Genomic DNA, 26,993 nt, shown 5'->3' with positions numbered 1-26,993 from the left:
TCACTGACGCCTGTGCCCGTCTCCTACCCACCCGATCCTCACCGACCTATTTGCGCGGGCTCTTACTGCGCAGACTCTTCCTGTCGGCGGTCTCGTCGGGCACCGTGTCTGGTGCCGGCGCTTCTGTGGCCTGGCGACCGACGCCCAGAAGTCTGGCGGATGCGCGGTGTCGTGGGTACGGTGCCACGCGCTGCGGATGTGATCGCGGGCAGCGTCGAGGACGGCCGGGCTTGCGTCTACCGCGACCACACGGCCGCAGCACATCATCCGGGCGATGGCGATGGTCGCCCCGGCGGCGCCGCAGCCGATGTCGCCCGCGAGCCAGTCGGCGGGGCCGACCGGCTCACGGGCGATTGTCAGGTACCAGGCCCGGTCGCGCCGGGCGGCGTCGACCAGCTGCGGCGCCAGTTCGGTCCAGTCGACGGGAGCCCTGCGGTCATCTGCCGGTCTGGGGTCCGCGGCGGGCGTACTTGGCGCGGAACTTCTCGACGCGGCCCTCGGTGTCGAGCAGGCGCTGCTTCCCCGTCCAGAAGGGGTGGCTTGCGGAGGAGATCTGGACGTCGATGACGGGGTAGGTGTTGCCGTCGGTCCACTCGATCGTCTGGTTGCTGGTGGCGGTGGATCGGGTGAGGAACGCGAAGTCGGCGCCCTTGTCGCGGTAGACGACGGGTCGGTACTCGGGGTGGATTCCGGGCTTCATGCGGGCTGCACTCCTTCGGTGTCGGTGTCGGTGTCGGTGTCGGTGTCGGTCAGCTTCTCCACGTTGAGGGGGAAGCAGCCGGCGAACGGGTCGTGGTAGGTGCGCCAGATCTCCTCGCCGTCGGCGAGTTCGGCGTCGGTCAGTAGGCATCCGGTGAGGGTGCGGTGCAGCTCGACGGGGTCGATGTCGAGGCCGATGAAGACCAGGTGCTGGTGCCGGTCTCCGTAGTAGGGGTCCCACTCGAGGGCGGCGGCGAGCCGGCGCTGGTCGCAGACGTGCTCCCAGCAGTCCTCGGGCAGACTCACCAGCCAGTGTCCGAGGGAGCCCATAGCCAGACCGCCGCCAGCGAACTCCCAGGCCACCACGGTGTCGGGTTGGCTGGCCAGCCAGAGGTGGCCCCGAGAGCGGATCACCTCGGCGTTGACCTCTTCCAGAACGTCGTGCAGGCGCTGTGGGTGGAACGGCCGGCGGGCGCGGAAGACGGCGGAGACCACACCGCAGTCGGGCTCCGGATCGTGAGTGCCCAGCGCGTAGCCCTGCAGACCGCGGGCGAGCACCCCGGGAGTCTCCGGCCGGTGCCGGTGGGTGAAGCGCAGTTGGCGGGTCAGCGCGTTGGCGTCGACGACGTCGCCATCGACCCGGATGTGCGCCGCCCACGGCGCCATCCGCTGCAGCAGGACTGACAACCGGCCGGTGTCGAACTCTCCCTCCCGGGACTGCCCCCAGAGCACCAGGGTGTCGGCGTACTCGATCTGCCGGACCACGACGTCGGCGAGGCCGCGGTGGTCGTCCTCAGCGGCCTGGATGCCGAGCGTCGTGAGGTCGTCGGTGCTGGCCAGGCCGTCGAGCAGGTGTTCGGCGTCGAGGACGGTGACGTAGGAGTCGACGCGGATGAGCTCGGTGATCGGTGCGCCGTCGACGAGGCAGTGGGTGCAGGCGGCGGCGACCGCTTCCGGTTCCACGACTTCGGGCAGCATCAGCACCAGGTCGTTGTCGGGGTGGCTGCGGGTGAGCCGGGCGAGGGTGGGCAGCACGTCCTCGCGCAGGGTGCAGGAGACGCAGCCGTGCCTCAGGTCGACCTGCTCGTCCTCGATGATGCCGGTGCCGGACCGGACCAACCGGCGGACGACGCCGTCGCGGATTCCGGTGAGGTCGTGCCGCACCAGCAGCAGCGACGGGTCGGCGGCGAGCAGCGTGCGGGCGACGGCGAAGGTCGCCGCCGGCCAGAACCCGGACAGCACGGTCAGCGACGGGCGGGTATCGGCGTCGGCTGTCGCGGCGTGGGTCGGGGCCTGTGGTGACGACGACATCACGTTCCTCTCGACTTACTTGAAAACGGTTGTCATTCTAAGCGCATGGAAGCCGTCGAAGCGAACGGTGAATGTGCGGACGCATGTGGTCGAGGCGCGGTAGGCCGGCAAGGTCCTCACCGTCACGGTTCAACTGAGGTTCGGTCCAGGTGTCAGCGAAGGGAACGTCGACCGCTTCGATGCTCTGCTGGCCTTCCTGGGTGGTGATCCGGGGTCGCCGCCGGCGCGCGAGCCGGGCCTTTACCTGCGGACCCATCCACGGGCGTGGGCGGTGTACCGCGGTCGCACCGAGATCGTGCTGACCCGTCGGGAGTGCGACCTGCTGCTGTGCCTGGCCGAACACCCGCGGCAGGTCTTCACCCGACTGCAACCGCTGAATCGGGTCTGGGGCAGCCCGGCACGAGTCCCCGCAGGGTCGGCATCCACGTCCGGCGGCTTCGCGCCAAGATCGGCCCGGAAGTGCCGGTACTGACGACGCTGCGCGGCGTCGGCTACCGCCTTGGTGCCGACTGCTCGGTGGAGATGGTGGACGACCGGCGTTGATCTGACTGAACGGCTGATGTAGAACTGAAAACCGTTGTCGTTACCGTTTCCAAGTTGAGTAGTAAGGAGCGAACACTGTGTCCAGACGTTGTGACGTCACCGGCGCGAAGCCGAGCTTCGGCAACGCCGTGTCCCACTCCCACCGCCGCACCCGCCGTCGGTGGAACCCGAACCTGCAGAGCCACCGCTACTGGCTGCCCTCGGAGCGCCGCTGGGTGCGGTTGACTCTGACCGCGAAGGCGCTGAAGACCGTGGACCGCAAGGGCATCGAGGCGGTCGTCTCGGAGCTGCGCGCCCGGGGGGTGAAGGTCTGATGGCCCGACAGACCGACGTCCGCCCGATCATCCGGCTGCGCAGCACCGCCGGCACCGGCTACACGTACGTCACCCGCAAGAACCGCCGCAACGACCCCGACCGCCTCGTCCTGCGCAAGTACGACCCGATCGTGCGCCGGCACGTCGAGTTCCGCGAGGCCCGCTGACATGGCCCGCAAGAGCCTGAGCAACCGGCAGGCCCGCCGGGAGGACCTCGTCGCCCGGCACGCCGACCGCCGGGCCGAGCTGAAGCGGCTGATCGCCCACCCGGACACCGACCCGGTCGTGCGCGACGACGCCGTCCGCCGGTTGGCCTGCCTGCCGCGCGACTCCAGCCGGGTGCGGCTGCGCAGCCGGGACGTGATCGATGGCCGGCCACGCGGCGTGCTCAGCCGGTTCGGGTTGTCCCGGGTGCGGTTCCGGGAGATGGCGCTGCGCGGCGAACTGCCGGGCATCCGCAAGGCGTCCTGGTGACTCCGGCGGTCGCGATCCGCCGTGCGCCGGCCACCGGCCCCGCGCCAGTCGCCGCCGACCGGGACATGCACCACCGCGCGCAGGGATGCGCGGTGCGGAAAGGGGAGGAATGACTGCGGCACTGAGGGCGCGAGGTTTCGCGGCCCTGCTAGTCGGCGCGGTGGTGGTCGCCGCTACGGTCGTGGCGCCCGCTGGCGCCTCGGCGGGGAACTGGCATGGACGCATCGGGACGTAGCCGGATTTCGAGGCTCCCACGAGGCGCCCCAGAGAATCCATAAGAGTGAATGGGTGGGCTCTCCTGGGCTAGGATCTGGGCGGGCGCACGAGATCAAGAGGGTCATGACCTGCGGAAACGTGGATCATGACCCTCTTTGTTTTCGTCCCCTGTGGACGGTTGGGTGCTCGGTGGGTGCTCGTGCGACGAGCACCCCCTACGTCCCGCTCTGTGCGGCGGGTTCTGGGGGCATCCGATCCCGTCCGGCGGGCGACGACACTTTTGATCTCCAACTCCATCGATGCTTTCCGATGATGGGGACGGTGGTGTCTGGGTACGACGGCGTCGATGCTGCGGGAGCGGCGCCGGTAGGGCGTCATTAAAGACTCGACCAGCTTCCCGTTGACGTCGACCTTGACGGTGTTTACCCACCAGCGGCCGGACATGCCGAACCTTCCCCCCGGCTTTCCTGCCAGGATCAGGGCGTCCGGCCCAGGGGGGAAGCTCACACGTCGCCAGTCGACTCGGGCCGGTCATTCACCCCTGTTCACGTCAGATGCCCAGCGAGGCGCTGGGCGAGTTCCTCGGGTGTGATGGTTTCGATGCCCAAGGCCTGGGCCTTGTTGAGTTTGCTGCCGGCGTTCTCTCCGGCGACGACGAGGTGGGTGCGGGCAGAGACGCTTGAGGATGCGCGTCCCCCCGCCTTCGCGATCAGCTCGGTCATCTCAGTTCGGGATCGGTCCGAGAGGGGCCCGGTCATCGCGCCGGTTACCACCACGGTCATCCCCGCCAACGGCAGCTCGATCTTCGCCTTCTGGGCGGACGTCTCCGCGTCGGCCTCAGCGTCTGTGGGAGCGGAGGAAACGAAGCCGGGCTGGTCCATGTTCACACCCGCGGCGACGAGCTTGTCGATGACCGGGGCGAGGCTGGCCAGTTCCTCCACGATCACCGGGGCCTTCTCGTTGCCGATCCCGTCGACCTGCGCTAGAGCGACGGCATCGGCGTCTCGGATGGCCCGCATGGAGCCGAAGTGCGAGGCGATGCGCAGCGACATGGAACGGCCGGTGCCCAGGACGCCGAGGGCGCAGAAGACGCGATTGAGGGGTTTGGTCTTGGCGGCCTCGATGGCGGCCATGAGGTTGTCGGCGCTCTTGGCCCCCATGCGGTCCAGGGTGAGCAGCTGATCACGGGTGAGGGTGAACAGGTCGGCGAAGTCCTCGATCAACCCCTTGTCGACGAGTTGCACGATGATCTTCTCGCCGAGGCCGTCGATGTCGAGCGCGTCGCGGGCGACGGCGTACCGGATCGCTTCTTTCTGGCCGCAGGCGCGTCCCCGCTCGCAGCGCCAGCGTTCCTGACTGCGGTCGATGTCGCAGCCGCAGCGCGGGCAGAGTTCGGGGAAGTCGATGGGCCGCTCGGTGCCGGTGCGGAGGCCGGCGACCGCGCCTTCGACGCGGGGGATGACTTCGCCGGCTCGGTAGACGATGACGTGGTCTCCGAGCATCAGGCCGCGGCGGGCGATGTCGGCCGGGTTGTGCAGAGTGGCGTAGGTGATGGTGGTGCCGGCGACGTCCACGGGGTCGAGGACAGCGCGCGGGGCGATCACGCCGGTGCGGCCCACGCTCCACTGCACGGCGCGCAGCACGGTGATCTTCTGGGCGGCCGGGAACTTGAAGGCGGTGGCCCAGTGCGGGGTGCGGGAGCCCATCCCGGCCCGGATCTGGTCGGTGGGGCTGTCGGCCTTGATCACGGCGCCGTCGAGTTCGATGTCGAGCTCCGCGCGCAGGGCGCCGATCTCGCGTACCCGGTCCACGACCTGGTCAAGGGTCGCGTAGGCCTGTGTGGCGAGCGGGGTGTCGGCTGTCGTCCCCAGTCCGAGGGCGGCCAGGCGGGCGACGAGCCGGGTGTGGGTGAGCCCGGCGAGGGTGGGGTCGTCGGTGTGCTCGGGGTCGGTCAGTGCGGCGTAGGCCAGGAAGGTCTGCCCGATCCGGTAGGCCCGGTCCTTGGCGCGCAGTGATCCCGAGGAGGCGTTGCGGCGGTTGGCGAAGGCCGTGGCGCCGTGCGCGGTCCGCAGCTCGTTCGCGGCGGCGAACTGGTTTTCGGTCATGAGGACCTCGCCCCGCACTTCGATCGTGACCGGTTCGGTCAGGGTCATGGGCAGGCCGATGATGTCCCCGATCGCGTGGGACACGTCCTCCCCGGTCGTCCCGTCGCCCCGGGTGACCAGTTGCACCAGCCGACCCTCGCGGTAGCGGGCTGCCAATGCCACACCGTCGAGCTTGGGCTCCACCGCCCAGCCCTGCACCGCCGCTGCGCCCAGCCGCCGCTGCAGCGAGACGGCCCACGCCGTCAGCTCCTCGTCGGAGAAGACGTTGCCCAGGCTGAGCATCGCAACGGTGTGCTTGACATCGCCAGCGGTCACTCCTGCCGCGACCTGCTGGGACGGGGAGTCGGCCGCGATCTGCCCGGGGTGCGCGTCCTCCCAGGCGGTGATAGCGCGCAGCAGCCGATCGTAGGTCTCGTCGTCCAAGCCTGATTCGCCGGAGCCGTAGTAGGCATCGGCGGCCTTTCGCGCCTGCGCGACGGCTTCAAGGTAGGCGGCCTCATCAGCAAGGTCGACAGCGGGCGCCGCTGCGGAAGGCTTCGTCATGCCGCCCATTCTCCTGACTGCCACTGACAGCACGGCGGTGGCGCTGGCGGAATATTGTCGGGCCCGAAGTTGAGGGTTGACCGACAACGCCATGCCGGTGCTGCCACCCCCTGGATCGCGGCGGGGGCGCCGCATCCGCGAGGCAAGGAGGCCCGCATGACATCCATCCACAGCCGTTCCCGCCACCGTGGTGCCGTCCTGATGGCCGTCTTGGCCATGGCGGCCACGGCCGTCATGGTGAGCCCGGCCCCCGCCCAGGCCGCCCTCGGTGACCTGCTCTGCCCGGACTCCGGGGGCTATGTGGTGTTCGAGCCGCCGCTCCGGCCCGGCGTCACCTCGACCGTCACCGGCCATGTCTCCACCAACAGCCCCACGCCCTGTCTTTCGCCCAACGGCAGCCACCCCGAGCTGGACTGGTACGACGAGGTGATGAACGGCACCGCCACGGTGAGCGGCGTCGGCGGTGGCGGCATCTGCAGCCTGCTGTTCACCCTCACCGCCACCGGACGTCTTACCTGGTCCGACGGCACCACCAGCGACGACGAGATCACCCTCCAGACCGACCCCGCCAACCCCACGACCCTGGGCGGCCGCGCCATCATCACCAGCGGCACCCTGCAGGGCGACACCGTCACCCTCGTCGCGGGCGTCGTCACCCCCAACGTCGACTGCGCCACCGCGGGACTGTCCCGCCTGAACTTCGATCAGGCCATCAACACCTTCTCCTGATGGCGTTCACCACCTGGAACCAGGTCACCGGCCTGGCCACAGCGGCCTGAGCACGACACCGGCACACAGCCCCACCAGCACCCAGCACACCCCAACGCCCCCCGAGCCCCAACAAGGTGACAACGCCGAAACCGCCCTCTGCTTGGCCTTCGGGCCGGGCAGGGGGCGGCTTCGTCATGCCCGCTTGTCGTCGGCCTGACGGGTCATGTCGAAGCCGGCGGCGCGGCCGGCGCGGAGCAGGTCGAGCAGCCGGGCGTCGTCGAGGAGGGCTACCTGTGCCTGGACTGGCGTCCGCTGGCGTGGTGGGCTGCCGAGCCACTCGGTCCAGGTGATGCCGTGGCCGTAGCGGCGACCGTGGTAGGTGCTGCGGAACGGCTCCGCGTTGATGTCGTCCGCAGACAGGCTCGGGTGGACGTTCCCGTCGATGTAGAGGCGGTCGTCGAGGTCGCCGCCGCAGTCGCGCATGAGGTGCAGCGCGGGCGGAGTCTGGGGTGCGACGGGGCCGGCCAGGGCGGGCAGGCCGAAGTGCTCGGCCGCCCGGCTGGTGGCCGCGACGAGGTTGGGGCCGATGACCGCGCCGACGGTGGTGGTGACGAGCACGGAACTGACGGCGCGACCCCGGCGGCCAGGCCGCTCAGGTCGGCGCCGGCGTAGCGCGCCTGGAGGTTGGTGGCAGTTCCGGCGCCGTAGACAAGCAGAGAGATCAGGAGCAGGGCGACGTTGTCGAGGGCTGCGGCGGCGACGACTCCGGCGCCGCCGAGGGCGCCGGCGGCATATCCGGCGGCCAGGCCCACGCGGCGGCCGAGGCGCTGCGACAGGCGCCCGACGGCGAGGGCGGCAACGGCCGATCCTCCCGTGTACATGGCCGCCGGCAGGCCGGAAAGGGCGCTGGTGCCCAGCATCTGCTCAGCGAGTAGGCCCCGACGGTCACGCCGGCGGCCAGGCCGGCACCGCTGAAAACCTGCGAGACCATCACCACGCTCAACGTCCGCTGGTGCAACGCCAGCCGACCTCGAGATTTTCGACGTACTCGGTGACGGTCATCGGAGCAGGGGTTCCTTACCGGCAGGGAAGCGTCGGTTGGCCTTGTATACATCATGTATCCTACGGTCGTGAAGAGCTCGAAGCAGGCGGCCCGGCGCCAGCAGGCGAAGCGGCGCCGCAACCGGCGCATCGCGATCGCAGCCGGCGCGATCGTTGTCTTCCTCGGCGTGGTTCTGGCCGCGCAACTCACGAACGGACGGGGACCGGTCGCCGCCCCGGCGGCCCCGACGGTCTCTGCGAGCGCGGGCGGCGTCAGAACCGGCGAACTCGCCTTCGTCCGCCGCGAACAGGGCGACCCGATGGCGGTCGGCGACGTAGACGCGCCCGTGGTCTTGGTGCAGTGGACCGACATGCGCTGCCCTTACTGCGCGGTCTTCAACCGCGAGACGCTGCCCGTGCTGCGGCGGGAGTACGTGGACACCGGCAAGGTTCGCATCGAGATCCATGACGTCGCGTACTTCGGGGAGCAGTCCGAGGACGCTGCCGTCGCCGCGCGAGCCGCCGCCGAGCAGGGCCGATTCTTCGAGTTCCTCAGCGCCGTGTACAAGGAGGCCCCCGAAAAGGGGCACGCGGATCTGCCGCGCGAGCGCCTGATCGCCTTCGCCGCAAAGGCCGGCGTGCCCGACATCGAGCGGTTCACCGCCGACCTGGATGACGCCGGCCTGCGCGCCGCGGCGGCGGCCAGCAACAGCGGGGCGGAGCGGCTGGGTGTCACCAGCGTTCCGTTCTTCGTCGCCGGCGGGAGCTCGCTGTCCGGCGCACAGCCGATCGCGGTGTTCCGCCAGTACCTGGACGCCGCGATCGCCAAGGCTGGCTGAGCGTGGACCTCGGCCTCCTCGGTGCCCTGCTCGGGGGCGTGCTGACCCTGCTCAGCCCGTGTTCGGCGATGCTGCTCCCGGCCTTCTTCTCGTACGCGTTCACCGGTCCGGGCCTGCTGATCAGCCGCACCGCCGTGTTCTACCTGGGGCTGATCACGACCCTCGTGCCGCTGGGTGTGCTCGCCGGGACGGTCGGAGCGTTCGTCAACCAGCACCGGGACGCATTCGTCACGGCCGCCGCGATCGTCGTGATCGCGCTCGGGCTGGTCATGCTGGCGAACATCCCGATTCCGGGCCTGTCCCGCAGCGGGACGGAGGGCACCTCGGCGGTGTCCGTCTACGCGCTCGGCACGGTCTACGGCCTCGCCGGTGTCTGTGCCGGCCCGCTGCTCGGCGCGGTGCTGACCGTCGCCGCCGTCGGTGGCAACGCCCTCTACGGCGGCATCGTGCTGCTCGTCTTCGCTGCGGGCATGGCGCTTCCACTGCTGGTTCTGGCACTGTTGTGGGGACGGCTGCCGTTCGTGCGCGGGCTGGTCCGGCCCCGCGGGATCCGCCTCGGGCGATGGAGCAACACCTGGACCGGGGTCGTCAGCGGCGTCCTGACCGTGGCGATCGGGGTCCTGCTGCTGGTCACCGACGGCACCACGTCCCTCAACGGCATCCTCGGCGCCTCCGATCAGGCCGCGCTGGAGGACCGGGTGCGGCGGGCCACCGGCGACGTACCCGATCTGCTCGTGGCCGCGATCGCGATCGGTGGCGCCCTCGGGACCTGGCTCCTGATCCGCGTCCGAGCGGCCCGCCGATGACCGCGCGGCGGCGGGCCGGATGGATACTTTGTGACGCGTACGTCGTGTCACCGTGGAGGAGAGAAGTCGTTGGACGGCAGCCCAAGCGCAGCGGAACGGGCGTACCAGGCGATCCGTGACGGCATCCTCAACGGCGTCCACCCGGCGGGCACCATGCTGGGCGAAGAGTCGTTGGCCACGGAGATCGGGGTCAGCCGCACGCCGGTACGTACCGCGCTCAGCCGGCTCCAGGACGAGGGGTGGATCGTCATCTACCCCAAACGCGGCGCGCTGGTGCAGGGCCTCAGCGAGCGGGCGGTGGCCGACCTCGAGGACGCCCGCCTGATGCTGGAGTCAAGCGGGGCGAGCCGGGCGAGCCGCGAGGTCCGGGACGAGCTGGCCGAGCGGCTGCGGAGCTCGATCGCGGCGCAGCGCGAGGCGTTCCAGGCCCGCGACGTCCGGCGCTTCATCGAGCTGACGATCGGCTTCCACCGCGCGTTCGTGGAAGCGGCGGGCAATGACATCCTGCTCGAGCTCAACGACCGGCTCGCCGACCGGCAGCGGTTCGTGCTGTTCAGCAAGGGCGACCGACTCCTCGCCCGGTCCGACGACATCATCGCCGAGCACGAGGAACTCGTCGAACGCCTGCGCACCAGTGACGCCACCGGGTTCACGAATGCGCTCCGCCAGCACCTGGCCGACAACTATGCCCCGCCGGCCACCCCGGGCCACGAGCGTGGATCGCAGACCACGAGGTAGCCGTCCAGCTCAATGAGCAGGTCAGACGTCGGCCGGTCCGGATAAAGCGGTCTCCAGTCCTCGTCGCCGTGACCGCCAGGACGGCACGAGCGGCCCGCCAGCCGGCGTGGAGGCACCTTCGATGTGGCCGGCATGGTCGGCGGCGGTCTCCGTCGAGGCCCAGTGCAGCCGTCCGGTCAAGGCAGGGCCCTGATAGCAGGCATGTCCGAACAGGCCGTAGTTCGTCCGTTCCCGCACTACAGGCGGAGAGGTCCACTTCTCGGCGCTCCAGTCCTGGACGTGCAGCGTCTCGGGCCGGGCTGCGTCCGGACCGAACATGCGGGCGAGCCGGCGGTCCCCGCCGCCTCGAAGCCGGGTTGTACAGCGGCCGCCGGGCGAAGCCGAACAGTGCGGCGGGGGCGCCGCCGGGTCCGGACAAGTCGTGGACTTCGGCCAGCGGGCCGGTCCGGCTGATCGCCGCCCCGGCCAGGCCTTTGGTGCACCAGAACGGGGAGCGTCGACCAGGCCGGCGAGCAGGGCGCTGCTGACGGCGGCGGTGGAAACGATCAAGCGGACGCCGCCCAGCGCATGCAAAGCCGCTCCCGGCTCCTCGGCGTTCGCATCGACGTAGTGATGAGCACCGAGATCAAGGGCCGCCCGTCGCTTCTCCTCGCCGCAGCCGACGGCGACGGTCTCGTGGCCCATAGCGGCAGCGAACTGCACGGCGAGGTGGCCCAGCCCGCCGATGCCGGCCACGGCAACGCGATCGCCGGGCTCGGCGCCGCCGCGTCGCAGGGCGTTGAAGGTGGTCACCCCCGCGCAGCCGAACGGCGAGGCCTCGGCGTCCGTCAACTCCTCGGGAATCCGGGCCAGCGTCGCCGCCAGAACCCTGATCGTGGTGGCCCATCCACCGGGTACGACAGGCCCGGCACCCGCCGCTGCGGGCAATGCACGACATCGCCCGTACGGCAGGCGGTGCAATGCCCACAGCTGCCGCCGAACCAGCCAACTGCCACCCGCTCGCCGGGCTGCCATCCCAGCACCTGCGGCCCGACCTCGGCAATCACCCCGGCGACCTCGTGTCCGGGGTGATCGGGAATCCCGCCGCAGGCGCCCGGTCGGCGACCGTGCCGCTGTCGACCCGCAGACGCCCGCCGCCGCGACATCGACGCGCACCTCGCCGGCACCGGGCGTTCGCGGCTGTACCGCGACGAGGGACGGCGACCCGCCCGGCTCCAGCACCTGCACGGCCAGATACGCCCTAGTTTCCAACGACACCGCAATACGGTAGGAACGATCATCGCGCTCAACTTCGCCATCTATCGCGCGAACTCGGTGACCCGTTCGTAGGCGCGCAGTTTGGCCAGGACCCTGCCGAGGGGTTCGGTGCCGTTGTCGTGTTCGAGGAAGAACCCGACCGTGGAGTCGCCGACGGCCCAGACGCCGTGGCCGTCGGGTTGCACCCCGGCGGCGCCGTAGGCGTCGGTGGTGTGCTGTTCGGACCACCACCGCTCCAGCCGTGCCTGCGGGTCGGTGCGGGCGTGGGCGAGCAGGTCGGTGAAGAAGTCGCTGACGCCGAGCAGGTGGCGCAGCTTGCGGCTGCCGACGATCCGGTCGGCCCGGTCGCGGCCGCTGCGCGGCGGTTTCGCGGCCCGGTTGTCGGGGTCGTGGTAGGCGTCGCGGTTGAGTCGAAGGCCGAGTGGCCCGAGCGCGTACAGGTACTGGGTGGATCCGGCGGCGGTGGTGTCGACGAACCGGTCGACGGCGGCGATGCGGGGTAGCAGGGTCAGCCGCAGGCGGGCGCTGCGTCCGGACGGGAACATGGCCTTGGTGACCTGGCGGGCGGACAGCAGGTAGTGCTCGGCGAGCCAGGACAGCAGCAGCCGGTCACGTGAGGTGAGGCGACGGGTGTGCAGGTACGGGTCGGACGAGGGTGAGCAGGGCGGAAGACGGCTGGACACGACGGGTACTGTGTCTGGGGGGGTCGACCACAGTGGTCGGTCGACAGGCCGCAGTGCGGCCGAAACGGTCCGCTACCGGCGGTCTGTCGTCCGGTGCGGTGGATCGGGGTGGAAGGGGTGGTGGACCCCCATAGGCATCCCGCTACGGAAGCCGGCATGATTCCGGCACCTTGCACGGGAACCACTCGGGCAGGTTCTCCGGGCACCGTCTGACGTGACAGGGTGCCGTTGGACCGCGACCCGGGGGCGGACCTGGACGCGGCGGTGGACGCGGTACGCGACCGGTTCGGGTCGGCGGCGCTCACCCGGGCGGTCCTGCTGGGCCGCGAGCCGGGTCTGGAGATGCCGCTGCTCCCGGACTGATCGAAGGCCGCGACCGGGCAGTGGTCGTGACAGCGGTCCACGATGCCGCCGGTGACCGCCGCCGTCGTCGTCTCGCAGTTCGGGTCGAGGCGAGCCCGCGATACCCGGCAACCGGTCACCCGCTCATCGCGGTGACATGCGCTCCCGCCGCGGCGATCCCACCGCTCATCGCATACGCATTGCGGTAGAGAAATTTGATCGCTAGGCATAGCTCACGCCGATCCGGCGGACCCGACCTACCCGACCTGCTGGAGGTTCGAGTCATGCCCCGTCCACACCGTTCCCGGCCGACACGCGACACGCGCCGTGCCGCCATCGCCGCAGTAAGCCTCCTCCTGTCCACCGTCGCCATGGTGATCGGGCAGCCGCCTGCCCCCGGCGCCGACCCCGGTCCTGTCAGCTCCAGGCCGATCGACGACACCTCGTGCGCCGCCAACGTCGACGGCATGGCCGACTTCACTCCCGTCCTCGCACTAGACCTACCCGAACGAGCCAGCTGGTTGAACCAGACCCCGCCGTACACATTCGACCGCACCGCCGAGGTGGCCGCCGGCTTCGACCGGGTCGGATACTGCCTGGAACTGGCCACCGCGGCCGGCCCGCAGTGGGTGTGGACGGCGATGGCGCCGTTCACCACCGACGCCAGCCGGCTCGGCCTGCCGACCCGCACCGGTGAGATCGTCCGACAGCGGGTCAGCGACCTGGAGGTCGCTTCGAATGTCCCGGGCGTTGCCACCGGCACCGACCTGGCCGGTCACGTGGAGATGTGGCCCAACACGTACGGCAGCGGATCGTCCCGCCAGATCTCCGGTGCCTCGCCGAGCGTCTACGACGCCGACGACACCGTCAACCCGTCTGGCGGGTACGGGTCTTTCCAGGTGCACCAGGTCGGTGCCACCCGCCCGTCGTCCGTGACGCCCCGCACGGTGCTCGCGGTCAACACCTTCACCTCCTCCGGGGCGCCGCTGTCTCTCGGAATCGGCTCCGCCGCCAGCGGGCACCCGGACTGGACCTTCGCCGGGAACGCGGGCACCTTCACGCAGCGTCGGCTCACCGTGTACGCCCGGCCGTCGGTGCTCGCCCTCGACCAGCACCCGCAGGACCGCCAGTTGTACCCACGGGACGCCTCGAACGCGGCAACGGTGCCGGTGTCCGGGACGGTCACTGATCCACGGGTCAAGGCGGTACAGCTGACGGTGACAAGCGGCGAGGACGAGTGGACCTACACCACGGAGGTCACCGACCGGCGCGAATTCTCGTTCAGCCCTCGCATCGCTGCCGCGCTACGCGAGTACCGGTTCGACCTGCGCGCGCTCGGTGCCGGCGTCACCCGCCGGGCCGGCCTGTGGGAGGGCATCCTGGTCGGAGACGTCTACGTCATTCAGGGCCAGTCCAACGCCGTCTCCGCTATGTACCGGGGTTCGTCCGCCGGCGAGGAGTCGACGTTCATCCGCAGCTACGGCTCGCCCACCTCGGACCCGGTCCTTTCCGCGGCGGAGCGCAGCTGGAACTACGCCGGCAGCGAGGTCACCAACCAGCCCGGTTCCGTCGGCCAGTGGGGCATTCGCATGGCCCGCCGGATCGTCGACACCTACGGCGTCCCGGTCGCCCTCATCAACGGCGGCCACGGCGGCCGACCCATCTCGTTCTTCCAGCGCGACGACGCCAACCCCGACGCCATCAGCACCAACTACGGGCGGCTGCGGCAACGACTGGTCGCCGCCGGAGTCCAGGCCGACGTGCGCGGCCTCCTCTGGTATCAGGGCGAGTCCGACAGCGACAACGCCGCCGTCCACGTCTCCGGGTTCACCGCGCTGCTCGCCGACTGGCGCACCGAGATCGGCACCCGCGCTGGCGACGGCGCCCGGTACTTCGTCTACCAGGTCCGCACGTCCCCCTGCAGCACAAGCACCACCGGAGCGCTGCGGGAGGCACAGCGGCAGATGGGTGACACGCTCGGCGTCGCCCTGCTGTCCACGAACGGCCTCTCCGGCCACGACGGGTGCCACTACGCCTGGGAACAGGGCTACCGGGAGATGGGCGACCACACGTTCGCCGTGGTGGCCCGCGACCTGTATAACGGCCCCAGTGCCGGAGTGGCCCCACCCAACCCGCGCACCGCAACGTTCTCCAACCTGGAGCGCACCGAGGTGACGGTGCAGCTGCGCAGCGACGACCCGCTGGTTGTCGATCCTGGTGTCGCGGCCGACTTCCGGGTCCACGGCAGCACGGCGACGGTCACCGATGTCGAATACCGGGCGGGCGGCCGGCTGGTGCTGACGCTCTCGGCGCCGGCCGACAGGGCGACCGGGGTTAGTTACCTGAGCCACCTGCGCGCCGGCCCGTGGATCGTCAACGCGACGGGCAGTGGCCTGCTCACCTTCCACAACCTGCCGATCGCCTGACCGGCAGCCGGTAGGGCGGAAACGGCGCGGACCACCCGCGGTGGTCCGCGCCGTCTCGGCTCCACCGGCGATGCCCGAGCCGAGAACTCCCAGCTCACAGCCTGTGCGACGAGTTGTGGCACGGTACAGGGATCAACGACGCACCCGCCCTTGCCAGTGCCGATGTCGGCATCGCGATGGGACGCGGTGGCGCGGACCTGACCCTGCAGACCGCCGCCGCGGTGCTGGTGCACGACGACCTCACCGCTCTGCCCGCGCTGCTCGGGCTCGCCCGGCGGGTCCGCCGGATCGTCGTGGCGAACCTGGTGATCGCCGGCACGTTCATCGCTGTCCTGGTCACCTGGGACATCGTCGGGCACCTGCCGTTGCCGCTGGGTGTCGCCGGACCCGAGGGCTCCACCGTCATCGTCGCCTCAACGGGCTGCGTCTGCTGCGCGACGCCGCCTGGCGTGCCCCGCAGGCCTCCCGGTCAACCGTCGCAGGTCCAGGTGCCAGCCGAACCGCGCCATGACCAACCCTGTCGTCCGTCACCGCTGGCGCCCCAGGGCCGCGCGGCCTTGCTCCATCCGGCCGGTCCGCACCCGGGCGGGCGGGTCATCCGGCGGCCGTCGCCGCGTCACCTCGGACCGCAGCGGCGAGTGCTCCCCGCCTGCGCAGCTCCTCAGGTGCGGCGTCGGCGACGACCTGCCCGCCGTCGAGGACGACGACCCGGTCGGCGCGCATGATGGTGGCGAGGCGGTGGGCGATCACCAGGGTGGCCCGGTGGTCTCCGGTGGACTCCAAGGCGACGGCCAGGTCGGCCTCGGTGGCGGCGTCGAGGTTGGCGGCGGCTTCGTCGAGGACGAGCACCGGTGCGCCGGTGAGCAGGGCCCGGGCGACGGCGACCCTCGCCTGTTGACCGCCGGACAGGGCCGCTCCCCGCTCGCCCACCGGCGTGTCCAAACCGGCCGGTAGCGCGTCGAGGAACGGTGTGAGCTGGGCGGCGCCGGCTGCGGTGCGAACCTCGGCGTCGGTGGCATCCGGCCGGCCCAGCCGGATGTTGTCGGCGATCGAGCCAGGAAACAAGTGCACGTCCTGCGGCACCACGGTGACCGTGCGCCGCAGGTCGGAGTCGTCGAGGTCGCGCAGGTCCACACCACCGACGGTGATCCGTCCGGCGGTCGGATCGTAGTAGCGCAGCAGCAGGTGCGCGCAGGTGGACTTGCCTACTCCGGAGGCGCCCACCAGGGCGACAGTCTCGCCAGGTCGGACGGCGAACGAGACGCCGCGCAGCACCGGCCGGCCCGGCAGATACCCGAAGTGCACGTCGTCAAAGATCACCTCGCCGCCAGCGGGTGCGGGTACTGGCCGGGCGGGTGCGGGGACCGGGGAGGGCGCCTGAAGCAGGGTGTCCACCCGGTCGGCGGCGGCGCGGAGGGTACCGGCCTCCTTGAGCAGCAGCGCCACCTGGCTGGCCGGGCCGAGGACCGCGCCGGCGAGGACCAGCGCCACCGGCCCGCTGGCGACGTCGAGCCGCCCGACGCGGACGCCGTCGACAACCACCAGCACCGCGCCGATGCCGGCGGCGGCGACCAGTACGTCGATCAGCCCGGTTTCCAGACCGGCGCGGGCGGCGTTACGCCATTGGACCCGCCCGAGCTGCCGGGTGCGGCCGGCGAGGTGGGCGCGGCGCCGCTCCAACGCCCCGAAGACGGTCAGCTCGCGTAGGCCGTGCACGGTGTCGACGATGTCGGCGGTCAGTTCGGCGGTGGCGGCGCGGACCTGGGCACCGTGCCGGTCGGCGTGCCGGCGCAGCAGCCAAGGGGTCACCGTGATCAGGGCCGCGGCGGGCAGCACCACGGCGGGCAGCCACGGGTCGATCCAGGCCGCCAGTGCGGTGCCGGCGCCGAGCACCACGGCGGCGGTGAGCAACTGCGCGATGGTGTGCGCGAACAGCCACTCCAGCGTCTCGATGTCGGACAGTGCGACGGTGGCCAGATCACCGGAACGGCGACCGCCGACACCGCCCGGGGCGATCCGGGTGATCGCGTCGTACACCCGGGTGCGCAGGTCGGCCAGGACGCGGTAAGCCAGGTCGTGGGAGACGTACATCTCCCACCAGGTCGCCACCGTGACGATCGCGACCAGCGCGCCGAGTATTCCCGTGACCACGGCGACCGGTGTGGGGACACCTGCCACGGCCCGCCCGACCAGGGCGGCGCCGAGCACCGCCGAGGCCAGCCCAGCGAGCTGCCCGAGGAGATTCGCCACCAGGGTGCCCCGGAACGCGCGGGGATGCCCGGCGATCGCCGGCAGCAGCCGGCGCAGCGCACCAGGTCGCCTCGTGTCGGTCGGCTGCTCCGGCGTGGTCATCCGGCCACCTCCTGAGCGGCGACCAGCTCGGCGTACTGGGGACAGGACACCAGCAGGTCCGCGTGGCGGCCCGAGGCGACGACCCGGCCGCGGTCGAGTAGCACGATCCGGTCGGCGTGCCGCACGGCGCTCAGCCGGTGGGCGATGACCAGGCAGGTCCGGCCCCGAGCGGCCGTGGCGAGAGCATCGAGGATCGTGGCCTCCTGCCGGCCGTCCACGCTCGATGTCGCCTCGTCAAGAATGAGCACCGGCGTGTCGGCGAGCAGGGCCCGCGCGATGGCCAGACGTTGCCGCTGCCCGCCGGAGAGGGACATGCCGCGCTCACCGACCGGGCTGGCGTACCCGTGCGGCAGCGCCCGGATGAAGTCGTGCGCGCCGGCGGCCCGGGCGGCGGCCGCCAGGTCGGCGTCGGTGGCGTCCGGGCGGGCCAGCCGCAGGTTGTCCGCCACGGAGCCGTGGAACAGGTACGTCTCCTGCGCCACCACGGTCACCGTGCGGCGCAGCGTCGCCGGGGTGAGGTCGCGCAGGTCCACCCCATCGACGGTGATCCGGCCGGTGTCCGGGTCGAGGTGCCGCAGCAGCATGTTGGCCAGGGTCGACTTGCCGGCGCCGGAGCGGCCGACCACCGCGACAGTCTCGCCGGGGGCCAGTCGCAGGGTCACCTCCCACAGCGCCGCCTCGGACCTGCCGGGGTAGCGGTGGCTGACCGCTTCGAAGACCAGGGCCGGGCCGCGGTCGATCCGGCGGTCGACCCGTCCACGGTGCACGACGGTGGCCGGTGCGCGGAGCAGCTCGGTCAGGCCGTCGACCGCGGTGATACCGAGGTAGCCGGCGTGCCAGTGCGCGCCGAGGTCGCGTACGGGCCGGAAGCACTCCACCGAGACGAGCAGCACCAGGAACACGCTCGCCGCGTCGGCCCGGCCGGTGTAGGCGGCGACCGCCGCCGCCACAGCCGCCGTGGCGAGGCCGGCCTGGATCAGCAGGGCGCTGATCCCGCTCTCGATCAGCGACAGGCGCAGCTGCGCCATCGTGGAGACGTGCAGGTCGTGGGTACGTGCCCCGATCCGGTCGCGCATCCGGCCGACCGCGCCGAAGGCGCGCAGCGTTGCCGCGCCCTGGAGGGTGTCGAGGAAGTCGGCGGCGAGTGCGGTGAACGCCGCCCACCGGCCGCGTCCGCGGCGCAGCAGGGTGGCGTCCCAGATGCGGGGGACGGTCAGCACCAGCAGCACGGCGGTGCCGAGCAACCCGGCGGCGACCGGCTGCACGGTGGTGAGCCAGGCCACCAGCGCGGTTGGCACGGTGACCGTGACCAGCACCTGGGGCAGGTAGCGGCGGTAGTAGGCGTCCAACCCCTCCACACCGTCGACGAGGGTGGCCTGGGTGCGGCCGGTGCGGGCCCCGGTCAGCCAGGCAGGACCGAGTTCGGCGAGCCGGGCGACCAGCCGGTCGCGTAACCGCGCCCGGATCCGGGCGCCGGCCGCCGCAGCGGCGACCTCGCGGCACCACAGCAGCGCTGCCCGAGCCACGACCACCCCGAGCGCCCCGGCCAGCAGCGGGGCGGCGGCGGCCAGGTCCCGCCGGGCCACCGCCGCCAGTGCTCCGGCGACCAGCAGCGCCTGACCGACGTACGCGGCCGAAACGGCCATGCCGAGCGCCGCGCATCCGGCGACCGGGCCGGTGACGGCGCCCGCGAGCCGGATCAGTTCCCGGTGGACGATCACCGCTCCTCCAGCGGCTCGTCGGCCAGTGTCCGAACCGCCCCGGTGTGCGCGTCGGCGAGCACCCGCCCGCGTACGCCGAACACGTCGGCGAGCAGCGCCGGCGTGACGACGTCGGACGGCGCCCCGTCGGCGGCGACCCGGCCGCCGGCGAGCGCCACCACGCGGTCGGTGAACCGGGCGGCGTGGTCCAGTTCGTGCAGCACCGTCACCACGGTCAGACCCCGCTCGGCGTGCAGCCGGCGCACCAGCGACAGCACTTCCAACTGGTGGCGCACGTCGAGGAAGGTGGTCGGCTCGTCGAGCAGCAGTACCGGGGTCTGTTGGGCCAGGGCGAGCGAGAGCCGGACGCGCTGCCGTTCTCCGCCGCTGAGCGTGTCCACCTGCCGGTCGGCCAGGGCGGTCACGCCGGTCGCGGCGAGCGCAGCGGACGCCTCGGCGTCCTCCGGCCGCCAGAGCATGCCCAGTGGCCCCCGGTGCGGGTAGCGGCCCTGCGCGACGAGCTGCCGGACGGTCAGCCCGGGCACCGGCGGCAACTGCTGGTGCAGCACCGCCACCTGCCGGGCGACGTCCCGCCGCCGCTGCGCGTACGCCGGGCGGCCGTGCAGCAGCACCCGACCACCGTCGGGCCGGTCCGCGCCGGTGAGCAGCCGCAGCAGGGTGGACTTGCCGCAGCCGTTGCGGCCGACGAGCGCGACGGACTCGCCGGCCCGTACGGTCAGCGACACCCCGTCGAGCACGACCCGTTCCCGGTAGCGGTAGTGGGCCTGCTCGACGGTAAAGACCGGTTCGGTCACGACACCTCCACGTGCGGGGATCGGCGGGCGACGACGACCAGCGCCGCCGCCCCGAGCAGGGCGGTGACCGCGCCAGCGGGCACGCCGAGCCGCTGCCCGGCCGACCCCGACTGCACCAGCACGGTCAGCGTCTGGGCCACCACGTCCGCGCCGACGACCGTGGTCGCGCCGAGCAGGGCGGCGGCCGGCAGCGCGCGGCGCAGGTCGCCCCCGCACAGGGCGCGGGCAACGTGCGGGACGACCAGCCCGACGAAGGCCAGCGCGCCGGCCAGGGCCACCGCGCCGGCGGCCAGCGCGACCGACAGCGCCAGGCCCAGGGCACGCACCGGCCGGGGCGAGAGTCCGAGCGCGGTGGCGTGCCCGTCGCCGGCCGCGAGCATGCCCAGCACGGCGGAGCAGAGCCAGGCCAGCAGCAGCGCCGTGACCAGCCACGGCCAGGCGACCCGCACATGTGCCCAGACCCGCCCGTCCACCGAGCCGACGAGCCAGCGCAGCGCGTTGCCGAACCGTCCTGGCTGGTACGCGAGCAGCAGCGTGGTGACTCCAACCAACGCCGCCGAGCCGAGCAGCCCGTACGCCGCGACCTGGGCCGGGGAGCCGTCGCGGGCCAACAGCCACATCAGCGAGCCGCCGGCGGCCCCGCCGAGCAGCGCCGCTACCAGCGCGCCGGACGCCGAGTCCGCCGGAACCAGGCCGAGCTGGATCCCGCCGAGCACGCCCAGCACCGCGCCGGGGTTGACCCCGGCCAGCTCCGGCGCGGCGAGCGGGTTGCGCAGCACAACCTGCAGCAACAGTCCCGCCGCGCCGAGCCCGGCGCCCGCGAGCAGCGCGGTGGCCAGCCGGGGCAGCCGCAGCTCGACGAGGATGCGGTGTTCCAGCGGGTCCAGCTGTGGCCAGTCGATGCCCCGGCCGACGGCAAGTTCGGCGACTCCCGCGAGGACCAGCGCCGCGACCGCCCACCACCACCTCACGACACGCCCCCGCGACGGATCAGGACCAGACCGGCGAGGATGCCCACGGCAGCTGTCCAGGCACCGAGCGGAGTCTCCGCGGGCGCGAACGCGTGCCGGGCGGCGAGATCGGCGACGGTGGTGAACAGCGCGCCGAACGCCGCCGCCCAGGGCAGCAGGGCACGGGCGTCGGCGGACGGGCGTACCCGCCGGGCCACGTGCGGGGCGACGAACCCGATCCAGGCGATCGGGCCGCACGGGCCGACGACGACGGCGACCAGGACGGCGGCGAGCCCGAGCACCGCGACGCGCGCCCGCCCGACGTGCAACCCGAGCGCGGTGGCCGCCTCGTCGCCGAGGCGCAGCACGCCGAGCGCGGGCAGGACCGCCAGGACCAGCGGTCCGCAGAGCAGCAGCCACGGCAGGGTCAGCCGGGCGTGGTCCCAGGTGATTCCGGTGAGGCTGCCCACCAGGTAGCGGAAGAGCGTGTCGTACTGCAGGCGGTCGGCGGCGGCCATCACCGCCAGCAGGACCGCCTGCAACGCCGTGGACATCGCCGCGCCGATCAGCAGAACCGCGCCGGGACCACGGCCGGTCCCGGCCGCGGCCAGGCAGAGCGCGCCACCGACGACGGCGCCCGCCAGGGCCACCACGGGCTGCGCCGCCGCCGGAACCGGAAGCGCCCACACCACCACCACGGCGGCGGCGAGCGCGCCTCCGGTGGAGACGCCGAGCAACTCGGGTACGGCCAGCGGATTGCGCAGCGCGGCCTGCATCAGCAGTCCGGCCACGCCGACCGCCGCCCCGCCGAGCAACGCCAGCAGCAGTCGTGGCGCCCGTAGTTCCCAGAGCACCACCTGGGCTACCTCGGCATCGGCGGGCAGGGCAAGAGCGAGGGTCAGCAGGATCGCCGCAGCCAAGGCGATCGGCAACGCGACCGCCGCCGGCCACCGACGAACCGCCCGGGGCGGCGTGAGCGCCGCGCCGACCGTGCCGCCGGCGGCCGATGTCGGTGCCGTCACGCCGTGGCCTTGGCAACCGCCTCATTGAGGATCAGCCCCAACGCCCGGGTGCCACGGCCGGACGCCCACAGCTCTGCGGGCACCTCGTGGGCATGGCCCTCACGTACAGCGGTGATCCGCTTCCACACCGGGTTGTCGGCGTACTGGTCGGTGACCGTCTTGGCGTCTGGGCCGAAGGTGAACGACTGGATGAACACGATGTCCGGGTCGCGCGTCAGGATCTCCTCCACGCTGTACGCCTGCGCGGTGTCGAAGCCGCCGCCCTTGCTCGGCCACGGGTAGTCGAAGACCTGAGAGAGCAGGTGGCCGAGCAGGTCGTCGGAGGTGTTCACGCCGATCGACGTGCCGCCGTACATCGCCAGCGCGGTCGTCTTCCCTAGGCCGCGCTGGTCGGCGGCGGCCCGGGCCGCGGCGAGCCGGTCCCGGAACTTCTGCTCGGCACTCGCCTGCTGCGCGCCCCGGTCGGTGAGAGTGGCGATGTCGCGCAGGTAGCGCACCGAGTCCTCGTAGGTCTTGACGCTGACCAGCCACAGCGGCGCGAACTTCTCGATCGCGGGCCGCAGTTGGTCGTGTACGCCGGCCAGGCCGATCACCAGATCAGGTCGTGCGACGGCGATCGATGCGAGGTCCTCGTTGCCGAACATGCCGGGCAGTGCCGGCACCGCCGTGCCAGCCGCGCCGAGGTAGTCCGGGCGGCGGAGGAGCTTCGGCGTGGTGGTCGCCGCCGGGGTGAGGCCGAGTTCGACCAGGGCGTCGTCGCACAACCCCGTGAGGCACACGATCCGCTCCGGCTTGGCCTTGAGCGTGACGGTGGCGCCCCGGACGTCGGTGACGCTGAGCCGGTGCGCGACCGGCTCGACGGGCGGCGCGGAAGGGATACCCGGCGTGGTGGCGGGAGCGGGGTCGGCGCTGCCGCAGCCGGTCAGGACGGCTGCGGCGGCGAAGAGAGCGGCGAAGGTGTTGCGATGACGTGTCACGGCCTGTACTTCCGATAGCGGATGGACCGCGAAACGATAATGGTTTTCATTGGCTGAGGGCAAGGTCGTGTACGTGATCGGCCTCACGGGGCGGACGCGACGGCGAATCCGTGGCGCGATTGGCCTGGTCCCTGACGTGCTGGCTGCTGTCCGGGCGGCGGTTGACAGACCGCCCTGGGTAGGGCAGCCGCCGCCTTGGCCGGTGGGAGGTGGGATCCGCGCTTTAGAACCGGCGTATGGCCCGGACGATGTCCAGCGGCCCGACCCCACCGCCGCGTCAGAGCGCAGCCCGGTCTGGTCCAGCCACAGGATCACCGCCTTGTCCCGCCTGGCCTGCGCTGGGTGCTGCTGGTGTTCGCGGGCATGGCGTTGTTGGCCTTGGAGACACCGCTGGGCCGCCCGCCGGTGGCGGTCAACCTGGGAGTCGTGGTGGTCCTGGCCGCGGCGATCCTCGGCAGTCTCCTCATCGAATCCCGCGATCGCACCCACACGGTGGCCGGCTGGGTGCACCCGGTCGAGGGGCATCCACGGGAACTCCGTCGCCACCGCAGCTGACGGCGCCATCATGGCTGCACGGGGAGGAGGTTCCCTCACGGCAGGTGGGATCGGGGATGCGGGCGTGCAGGACGTGGCGGTCGAGCCGGCGCTTACCGAGGAGCGCATGCCGGGCCTGGCCGAGGTGGTGTGGGACAACGCCCGGCAGGACCCGGAGGCGGTGCAGTTCGTACGCCCTGATCCGGATCCGCGGTCCTGGCCCGCTCACCGGGCCCGGCGTGGCGGCGCCTCGCTGGTGAGCTGCGCGGCGTTCCGCGACGACGTGTACGCGCTTGCCCGCGGTTTCACCGCCGCCGGTATCGAGCATGGCGACCGGGTTACGCTGGTCAGTCGTACCCGCTACGAGTGGACCCTGGTCGACTACGCGCTGTGGGCGGTCGGCGCGGTGACGGTGCCGATCTACGACACCGCCAGCCCGGACCAAATCGAGTGGATTCTCGCTGACTCCGGTGCGGTCGGCTGCGTGGTGGAGACCGCCGGACACGCGGCGACCGTCACCGGCCTGCGCGAGCGCGTGCCGGCATTGCGGGAGATGTGGCAGATCGACGCTGGCGGGCTGATCGCGGTGGCGGGGCGGGGTCGGTCAGTCGCCGATGACGAGGTCGCCGCGCGCCGGCGGCGGGTGAGCGGCACTGACGTGGCCACCGTTGTCTACACCAGCGGCACGACCGGCCGGCCGAAGGGCTGCGTGCTGACCCACCGCAACATCGCCTGCGATGTGGCCAGCTCGGTGTCGGTGCTGCCGCAGCTGCTGCATCCGGGGGCGTCGACGGTGTTGTTCCTGCCGTTGGCGCACGCGTTCGCCCGGCTGATCCAGGTCGGCGTGGTGCAGACCCGCGCGACGATGGTGCACAGCGCCGACATCGCCGGGGTGCTCGACCAGCTGCGCCAGCATCGACCGACGTTCATTCTGGCGGTCCCGCGGGTGTTCGAGAAGATGCACAACCGGGCCCGGCAGAAGGCCGACGACGCCCACCGTGGATGGCTGTTCACCGCCGCCGAGCAGGTAGCGGTGCGCTACAGCCGCGCCCTCGACAGTTCACGCGGACCAGGCGGGCTGCTGCGGCTGGCCCACAGCCTGCTCGATGTGGTGGCCTACCGGAAGCTTCGTGCGGCCCTGGGCGGGCGGTGCCGGACGGCGATCGTCGGTGGGGCTCCGCTCGGCGCGCGGCTCGGACACTTCTTCCGCGGCGCGGGCATCGCGGTGCTGGAAGGTTATGGCCTGACCGAGACCTCGCCAGCGCTGACGGTGAACCTGCCCGACGCACAGCGCATCGGCACCGTCGGCCGACCCCTGCCCGGCGTGCAGATCCGCGTCGCCGACGACGGGGAGGTCCAGGCTCACGGCGATGTCGTGTTTCCCGGCTACTGGAACAACGCCGACGCCACCCATGCGACACCATAGGCTTTCGCCTTGGCCTGGTGCCGGCGGCGGATCCGGAGACCAACGCCCTGGCGGACGACACCCGTCGCGACATCATCGCCCACACCGACCAGGGGCCGGCGTGCCCGACCCGACCGCGGGTGCCGCGCCAGCAACATCATCGACGCGGCACCGCTGGCCAACGCGACGGCCGGCAGCGGTGCGCAGATCAGCGTCGGTGCATCAGGACGGCGGCTGCGCCAGTCCTGTCGCGTCGGACCGGACCGGGTACGTTGCTGTTCATGACTGGTCCGGCAATTGTGGCGAGCGAGGGTGGACCGTCGCTGGTTTCCCAGCCGGCTCGCGGCCACCCGGGTCGGTCTGGAGTGACGAAAGGGACGCCATGACCCGGGACCGCCGCGATGAGCGACTCGATCAGCTCACCGGGTTGCTGGCGACAATGAGCAGGGACGCCGCAACGGCGATCCGGGGCGCCAGCGCGGCGCTGCTCGACATCGACCGGGACGCGGGGGAGTCGGTGCTGCGCGGTGATGCCGTGCTCGACGGGCTGCGCGCCAAGGTCGAGGCGATGGTTCCGTTGCTGCTGGTCCGTCATCAGCCGGTGGCATCCGATCTGCGCCTGGTGCTCTGTGCCATGCGGATCGCCGGTGACCTGGAGCGGATGGGGGACCTGGCGGTACACATCGCGAAGGTCGCATTGATGCGATACCCGATCACCGTCGTACCACCGGCCGCATCCGAGGTGGTGACCGACATGGCGGTGGCTGCGGCTCGGATCGCGGACAAGGCAACGGTCGTCCTGGCGACCCGCGACCAGCTTGACGCCACCCAGCTGGGGCTCGACGACGACGAGGTCGACGCAGCCCAGGCCCGTCTGCTGTCCCTGCTCGTCTCCGGCTGGCCCTACGGTGTCGAGTCGGCGATCGACCTTGCCCTCGTGGGCCGGTACTACGAGCGTTACGCCGACCATGCGGTCAACGTCGCTCGGCAGGTCGTCTACCTCGTGACAGGTGACATCCGCCTGTAGTAGGTGTTCTCTCTTCGGACATCCGGGCATTCCTCCACCGGAATGTCACACTCCTGCTGCGCTGGGCCATCTCTTCCGCCGGGGAGTTCACTTTTCGTTCACCTGCGCCCGGTCGGCCGGCTACCTGGCCCTTCTACGTTGACTCTCGTACGGCCCGGACGGGCTGATGCACCCCGATAGAGAGGCTTACCTGGTGAACCGCAACGTGCTTTCGCGGCGCGTCCTCGCCGGCGTCGCGCTCGCCGCGCTCGCGCTTACCGGCTGCAGCAATAACGCTGAGAACGACACCGCTGCCGAAGGCGGGGAGAAGCTCTCCGGCCAAGTCAAGGTCGACGGTTCCAGCACGGTCGCTCCGCTGAGCGAGGCGGCCGCCACCTTCTACAAGGAGGGTGGCCAGAGCGGGGTCAACGTGTCGGTCGCGACTTCGGGTACCGGCGGTGGCTTCGAGAAGTTCTGCAAGGGCGAGACCGACGTCTCCGACGCCTCCCGTCCGATCAAGGACAAGGAGAAGGCGGCCTGTGAGGCGGCCGGGATCAAGTACAAGGAGCTGATCGTCGCCAACGACGCTCTCACCGTCGTGGTCAGCAAGGACAACACCTGGGCCGACTGCCTCACCGTCGACCAGCTCAAGAAGATCTGGGAGCCCAACTCCAAGGTCAGCAACTGGAACCAGGTCGACCCGAAGTTCCCGAACGAGCCGCTGAAGCTCTTTGGTGCGGGTACCGACTCGGGCACTTTCGACTACTTCACGGCCGAGATCAACGGTGAGGAAGGTGCCAGTCGCACCGACTACACCGCCTCGGAGAACGACAACGTCACCGTGCAGGGTGTCTCCGGCACCAAGGGCGGTCTCGGCTACTTCGGCTTCACCTACTTCGAGGAGAACGCCGACAAGCTGAAGGCCCTCAAGGTCGACGGCGGTGCCGGCTGCGTCGAGCCGAGCCTGAAGACCGCGCAGGACAACACCTACAAGCCGCTGTCCCGGCCGCTGTTCATCTACGTCAGCGACGCGGCGGTCAAGAAGCCGCAGGTTGCCGACTTCGTCACCTTCTACATCGAGCGGATCGACGACATCGTCAAGGAGGCGAAGTACGTCCCGCTGACCGAGCAGCAGAAGGCCACGCTGAAGACCGAGTTCGACGCGCTGAAGGCCGCGGCCTGAC

At 71.5% G+C, this 26,993-nt stretch carries 26 protein-coding genes and 1 pseudogene; 14 read left to right on the top strand and 13 right to left on the bottom strand.

Translation table 11 applies throughout. The annotated features are described in order from the left end of the window. Positions 1 to 436 precede the first annotated feature (436 nt). On the bottom strand, positions 437 to 700 hold the full coding sequence (locus V6U90_RS22200) for a type B 50S ribosomal protein L31 (protein ID WP_334439872.1): 264 nt from the start codon (positions 698 to 700) through the stop codon (positions 437 to 439). Then, on the bottom strand, positions 697 to 2,010 hold the full coding sequence (locus V6U90_RS22195) for a CobW family GTP-binding protein (RefSeq protein WP_334439869.1): 1,314 nt from the start codon (positions 2,008 to 2,010) through the stop codon (positions 697 to 699). Before V6U90_RS22195 ends, V6U90_RS22200 begins: the two co-directional genes overlap by 4 nt. 271 nt (positions 2,011 to 2,281) lie before the next feature. Here V6U90_RS22195 and V6U90_RS22190 point away from each other — a divergent pair, with 271 nt between their 5' ends. The 4 genes from V6U90_RS22190 (at position 2,282) to rpsN (ending at position 3,341) form a co-directional block, all read left to right on the top strand. Then, positions 2,282 to 2,482 (top strand): winged helix-turn-helix domain-containing protein, encoded by a 201-nt coding sequence (locus V6U90_RS22190; protein WP_442933646.1) that lies wholly within the window; start codon positions 2,282 to 2,284, stop codon positions 2,480 to 2,482. 148 nt (positions 2,483 to 2,630) lie between these two features. After that, positions 2,631 to 2,867 carry a 50S ribosomal protein L28 gene (gene rpmB, locus V6U90_RS22185; RefSeq protein ID WP_334439866.1) on the top strand — a complete coding sequence of 79 codons (237 nt, stop codon included), beginning with the start codon at positions 2,631 to 2,633 and terminating at the stop codon, positions 2,865 to 2,867. Continuing rightward, positions 2,867 to 3,034: a 50S ribosomal protein L33 gene (gene rpmG, locus V6U90_RS22180; RefSeq protein ID WP_334439863.1), complete on the top strand. Its 168-nt coding sequence runs from the start codon at positions 2,867 to 2,869 to the stop codon at positions 3,032 to 3,034. The genes rpmB and rpmG overlap by 1 nt, the downstream gene beginning before the upstream one ends. A gap of 1 nt (position 3,035) precedes the next feature. Further along, positions 3,036 to 3,341 carry a 30S ribosomal protein S14 gene (gene rpsN, locus V6U90_RS22175; protein WP_334439860.1) on the top strand — a complete coding sequence of 102 codons (306 nt, stop codon included), beginning with the start codon at positions 3,036 to 3,038 and terminating at the stop codon, positions 3,339 to 3,341. Positions 3,342 to 4,102: 761 nt separating this feature from the next. Here rpsN and ligA read toward each other — a convergent pair. Then, complete coding sequence (ligA, locus tag V6U90_RS22170; protein WP_334439858.1) at positions 4,103 to 6,205, bottom strand: NAD-dependent DNA ligase LigA; 2,103 nt, start codon at positions 6,203 to 6,205, stop codon at positions 4,103 to 4,105. Positions 6,206 to 6,361: 156 nt separating this feature from the next. On the opposite strand from ligA, the gene V6U90_RS22165 reads away from it, so the two are divergent. Next, positions 6,362 to 6,934, top strand: coding sequence for a hypothetical protein (locus V6U90_RS22165; RefSeq protein WP_334439855.1), 573 nt, complete (start codon positions 6,362 to 6,364; stop codon positions 6,932 to 6,934). A gap of 174 nt (positions 6,935 to 7,108) precedes the next feature. On the opposite strand, the gene V6U90_RS22160 is transcribed toward V6U90_RS22165, so the two are convergent. Beyond that, the gene (locus V6U90_RS22160; protein WP_334439852.1) at positions 7,109 to 7,534 is read right to left on the bottom strand and encodes a hypothetical protein; all 426 of its coding nucleotides are present in this window, start codon (positions 7,532 to 7,534) and stop codon (positions 7,109 to 7,111) included. Positions 7,535 to 8,046: 512 nt separating this feature from the next. Between V6U90_RS22160 and V6U90_RS22155 the strand changes: the two genes are divergently transcribed. From V6U90_RS22155 to V6U90_RS22145, 3 genes are all read left to right on the top strand, one after another. Beyond that, positions 8,047 to 8,796 carry a DsbA family protein gene (locus V6U90_RS22155; protein WP_334439849.1) on the top strand — a complete coding sequence of 250 codons (750 nt, stop codon included), beginning with the start codon at positions 8,047 to 8,049 and terminating at the stop codon, positions 8,794 to 8,796. A 2-nt stretch (positions 8,797 to 8,798) separates the two neighbouring features. Beyond that, entirely contained in the window at positions 8,799 to 9,602 is an 804-nt protein-coding gene (locus tag V6U90_RS22150; RefSeq protein ID WP_334439846.1) for a cytochrome c biogenesis CcdA family protein, read from the top strand. Positions 9,603 to 9,671: 69 nt separating this feature from the next. Further along, positions 9,672 to 10,340 carry a GntR family transcriptional regulator gene (locus tag V6U90_RS22145; protein ID WP_334439843.1) on the top strand — a complete coding sequence of 223 codons (669 nt, stop codon included), beginning with the start codon at positions 9,672 to 9,674 and terminating at the stop codon, positions 10,338 to 10,340. Between the two features lie 21 nt (positions 10,341 to 10,361). On the opposite strand, the gene V6U90_RS22140 is transcribed toward V6U90_RS22145, so the two are convergent. The 3 genes from V6U90_RS22140 to V6U90_RS22135 form a co-directional block, all read right to left on the bottom strand. Next, positions 10,362 to 11,171: a zinc-binding dehydrogenase gene (locus V6U90_RS22140; protein ID WP_334439840.1), complete on the bottom strand. Its 810-nt coding sequence runs from the start codon at positions 11,169 to 11,171 to the stop codon at positions 10,362 to 10,364. Next, a complete protein-coding gene (locus V6U90_RS33960; RefSeq protein WP_442933645.1) occupies positions 11,168 to 11,485 on the bottom strand; it encodes an alcohol dehydrogenase catalytic domain-containing protein in 318 nt (105 codons plus the stop codon). The genes V6U90_RS22140 and V6U90_RS33960 overlap by 4 nt, the downstream gene beginning before the upstream one ends. Positions 11,486 to 11,638: 153 nt before the next feature. Continuing rightward, complete coding sequence (locus V6U90_RS22135) at positions 11,639 to 12,280, bottom strand: replication-relaxation family protein (RefSeq protein ID WP_334439838.1); 642 nt, start codon at positions 12,278 to 12,280, stop codon at positions 11,639 to 11,641. Between the two features lie 222 nt (positions 12,281 to 12,502). Between V6U90_RS22135 and V6U90_RS22130 the strand changes: the two genes are divergently transcribed. After that, on the top strand, positions 12,503 to 12,643 hold the full coding sequence (locus V6U90_RS22130) for a hypothetical protein (protein ID WP_442933644.1): 141 nt from the start codon (positions 12,503 to 12,505) through the stop codon (positions 12,641 to 12,643). A gap of 263 nt (positions 12,644 to 12,906) precedes the next feature. Further along, on the top strand, positions 12,907 to 15,048 hold the full coding sequence (locus tag V6U90_RS22125; protein WP_334439835.1) for a sialate O-acetylesterase: 2,142 nt from the start codon (positions 12,907 to 12,909) through the stop codon (positions 15,046 to 15,048). A 594-nt stretch (positions 15,049 to 15,642) separates the two neighbouring features. Here the strand turns inward: V6U90_RS22125 and V6U90_RS22120 are convergent. The 6 genes from V6U90_RS22120 to V6U90_RS22095 are packed head-to-tail and all read right to left on the bottom strand — an operon-like array spanning position 15,643 to position 22,864. Further along, positions 15,643 to 17,400, bottom strand: coding sequence for an ABC transporter ATP-binding protein (locus tag V6U90_RS22120; RefSeq protein ID WP_334439831.1), 1,758 nt, complete (start codon positions 17,398 to 17,400; stop codon positions 15,643 to 15,645). Continuing rightward, positions 17,397 to 19,121, bottom strand: a complete 1,725-nt coding sequence (locus V6U90_RS22115; protein ID WP_334439829.1) for an ABC transporter ATP-binding protein/permease — start codon at positions 19,119 to 19,121, stop codon at positions 17,397 to 17,399. Before V6U90_RS22115 ends, V6U90_RS22120 begins: the two co-directional genes overlap by 4 nt. Beyond that, on the bottom strand, positions 19,118 to 19,915 hold the full coding sequence (locus V6U90_RS22110; protein ID WP_334439826.1) for an ABC transporter ATP-binding protein: 798 nt from the start codon (positions 19,913 to 19,915) through the stop codon (positions 19,118 to 19,120). Before V6U90_RS22110 ends, V6U90_RS22115 begins: the two co-directional genes overlap by 4 nt. After that, positions 19,912 to 20,886: a FecCD family ABC transporter permease gene (locus tag V6U90_RS22105; RefSeq protein ID WP_334439824.1), complete on the bottom strand. Its 975-nt coding sequence runs from the start codon at positions 20,884 to 20,886 to the stop codon at positions 19,912 to 19,914. The genes V6U90_RS22110 and V6U90_RS22105 overlap by 4 nt, the downstream gene beginning before the upstream one ends. Then, on the bottom strand, positions 20,883 to 21,887 hold the full coding sequence (locus tag V6U90_RS22100; protein ID WP_334439822.1) for a FecCD family ABC transporter permease: 1,005 nt from the start codon (positions 21,885 to 21,887) through the stop codon (positions 20,883 to 20,885). Before V6U90_RS22100 ends, V6U90_RS22105 begins: the two co-directional genes overlap by 4 nt. Then, the gene (locus V6U90_RS22095; protein WP_334439819.1) at positions 21,884 to 22,864 is read right to left on the bottom strand and encodes an ABC transporter substrate-binding protein; all 981 of its coding nucleotides are present in this window, start codon (positions 22,862 to 22,864) and stop codon (positions 21,884 to 21,886) included. The genes V6U90_RS22100 and V6U90_RS22095 overlap by 4 nt, the downstream gene beginning before the upstream one ends. A 342-nt stretch (positions 22,865 to 23,206) precedes the next feature. Between V6U90_RS22095 and V6U90_RS22090 the strand changes: the two genes are divergently transcribed. From V6U90_RS22090 to V6U90_RS22075, 4 genes and pseudogenes are all read left to right on the top strand, one after another. After that, the gene (locus tag V6U90_RS22090) at positions 23,207 to 23,419 is read left to right on the top strand and encodes a hypothetical protein (RefSeq protein ID WP_334439816.1); all 213 of its coding nucleotides are present in this window, start codon (positions 23,207 to 23,209) and stop codon (positions 23,417 to 23,419) included. Positions 23,420 to 23,483: 64 nt separating this feature from the next. Next, positions 23,484 to 24,815: pseudogene (locus V6U90_RS22085) on the top strand (AMP-dependent synthetase/ligase); the annotation flags it as partial. Between the two features lie 370 nt (positions 24,816 to 25,185). Continuing rightward, a complete protein-coding gene (phoU, locus tag V6U90_RS22080) occupies positions 25,186 to 25,830 on the top strand; it encodes a phosphate signaling complex protein PhoU (RefSeq protein WP_334439814.1) in 645 nt (214 codons plus the stop codon). Positions 25,831 to 26,023: 193 nt separating this feature from the next. Next, positions 26,024 to 26,992, top strand: a complete 969-nt coding sequence (locus V6U90_RS22075) for a PstS family phosphate ABC transporter substrate-binding protein (protein ID WP_334439812.1) — start codon at positions 26,024 to 26,026, stop codon at positions 26,990 to 26,992. Position 26,993: the final 1 nt, after the last annotated feature.

It is taken from the genome of Micromonospora sp. CPCC 206060, assembly GCF_036906895.1.
GTDB lineage: Bacteria > Actinomycetota > Actinomycetes > Mycobacteriales > Micromonosporaceae > Micromonospora.
The sequence above is the reverse complement of the archived record's forward strand: the minus strand, read 5'-3'. Positions and strand labels throughout refer to the sequence as shown.

Coding starts and splice junctions, on each gene's coding strand:
- V6U90_RS22200 (WP_334439872.1), bottom strand. CDS start 700: ATGAAGCCCGGAATCCACCCCGAGTACCGACCCGTCGTCTACCGCGAC.
- V6U90_RS22195 (WP_334439869.1), bottom strand. CDS start 2,010: ATGTCGTCGTCACCACAGGCCCCGACCCACGCCGCGACAGCCGACGCC.
- rpmG (WP_334439863.1), top strand. CDS start 2,867: ATGGCCCGACAGACCGACGTCCGCCCGATCATCCGGCTGCGCAGCACC.
- rpsN (WP_334439860.1), top strand. CDS start 3,036: ATGGCCCGCAAGAGCCTGAGCAACCGGCAGGCCCGCCGGGAGGACCTC.
- ligA (WP_334439858.1), bottom strand. CDS start 6,205: ATGACGAAGCCTTCCGCAGCGGCGCCCGCTGTCGACCTTGCTGATGAG.
- V6U90_RS22165 (WP_334439855.1), top strand. CDS start 6,362: ATGACATCCATCCACAGCCGTTCCCGCCACCGTGGTGCCGTCCTGATG.
- V6U90_RS33960 (WP_442933645.1), bottom strand. CDS start 11,485: ATGTCGCGGCGGCGGGCGTCTGCGGGTCGACAGCGGCACGGTCGCCGA.
- V6U90_RS22125 (WP_334439835.1), top strand. CDS start 12,907: ATGCCCCGTCCACACCGTTCCCGGCCGACACGCGACACGCGCCGTGCC.
- V6U90_RS22120 (WP_334439831.1), bottom strand. CDS start 17,400: ATGACCACGCCGGAGCAGCCGACCGACACGAGGCGACCTGGTGCGCTG.
- phoU (WP_334439814.1), top strand. CDS start 25,186: ATGACCCGGGACCGCCGCGATGAGCGACTCGATCAGCTCACCGGGTTG.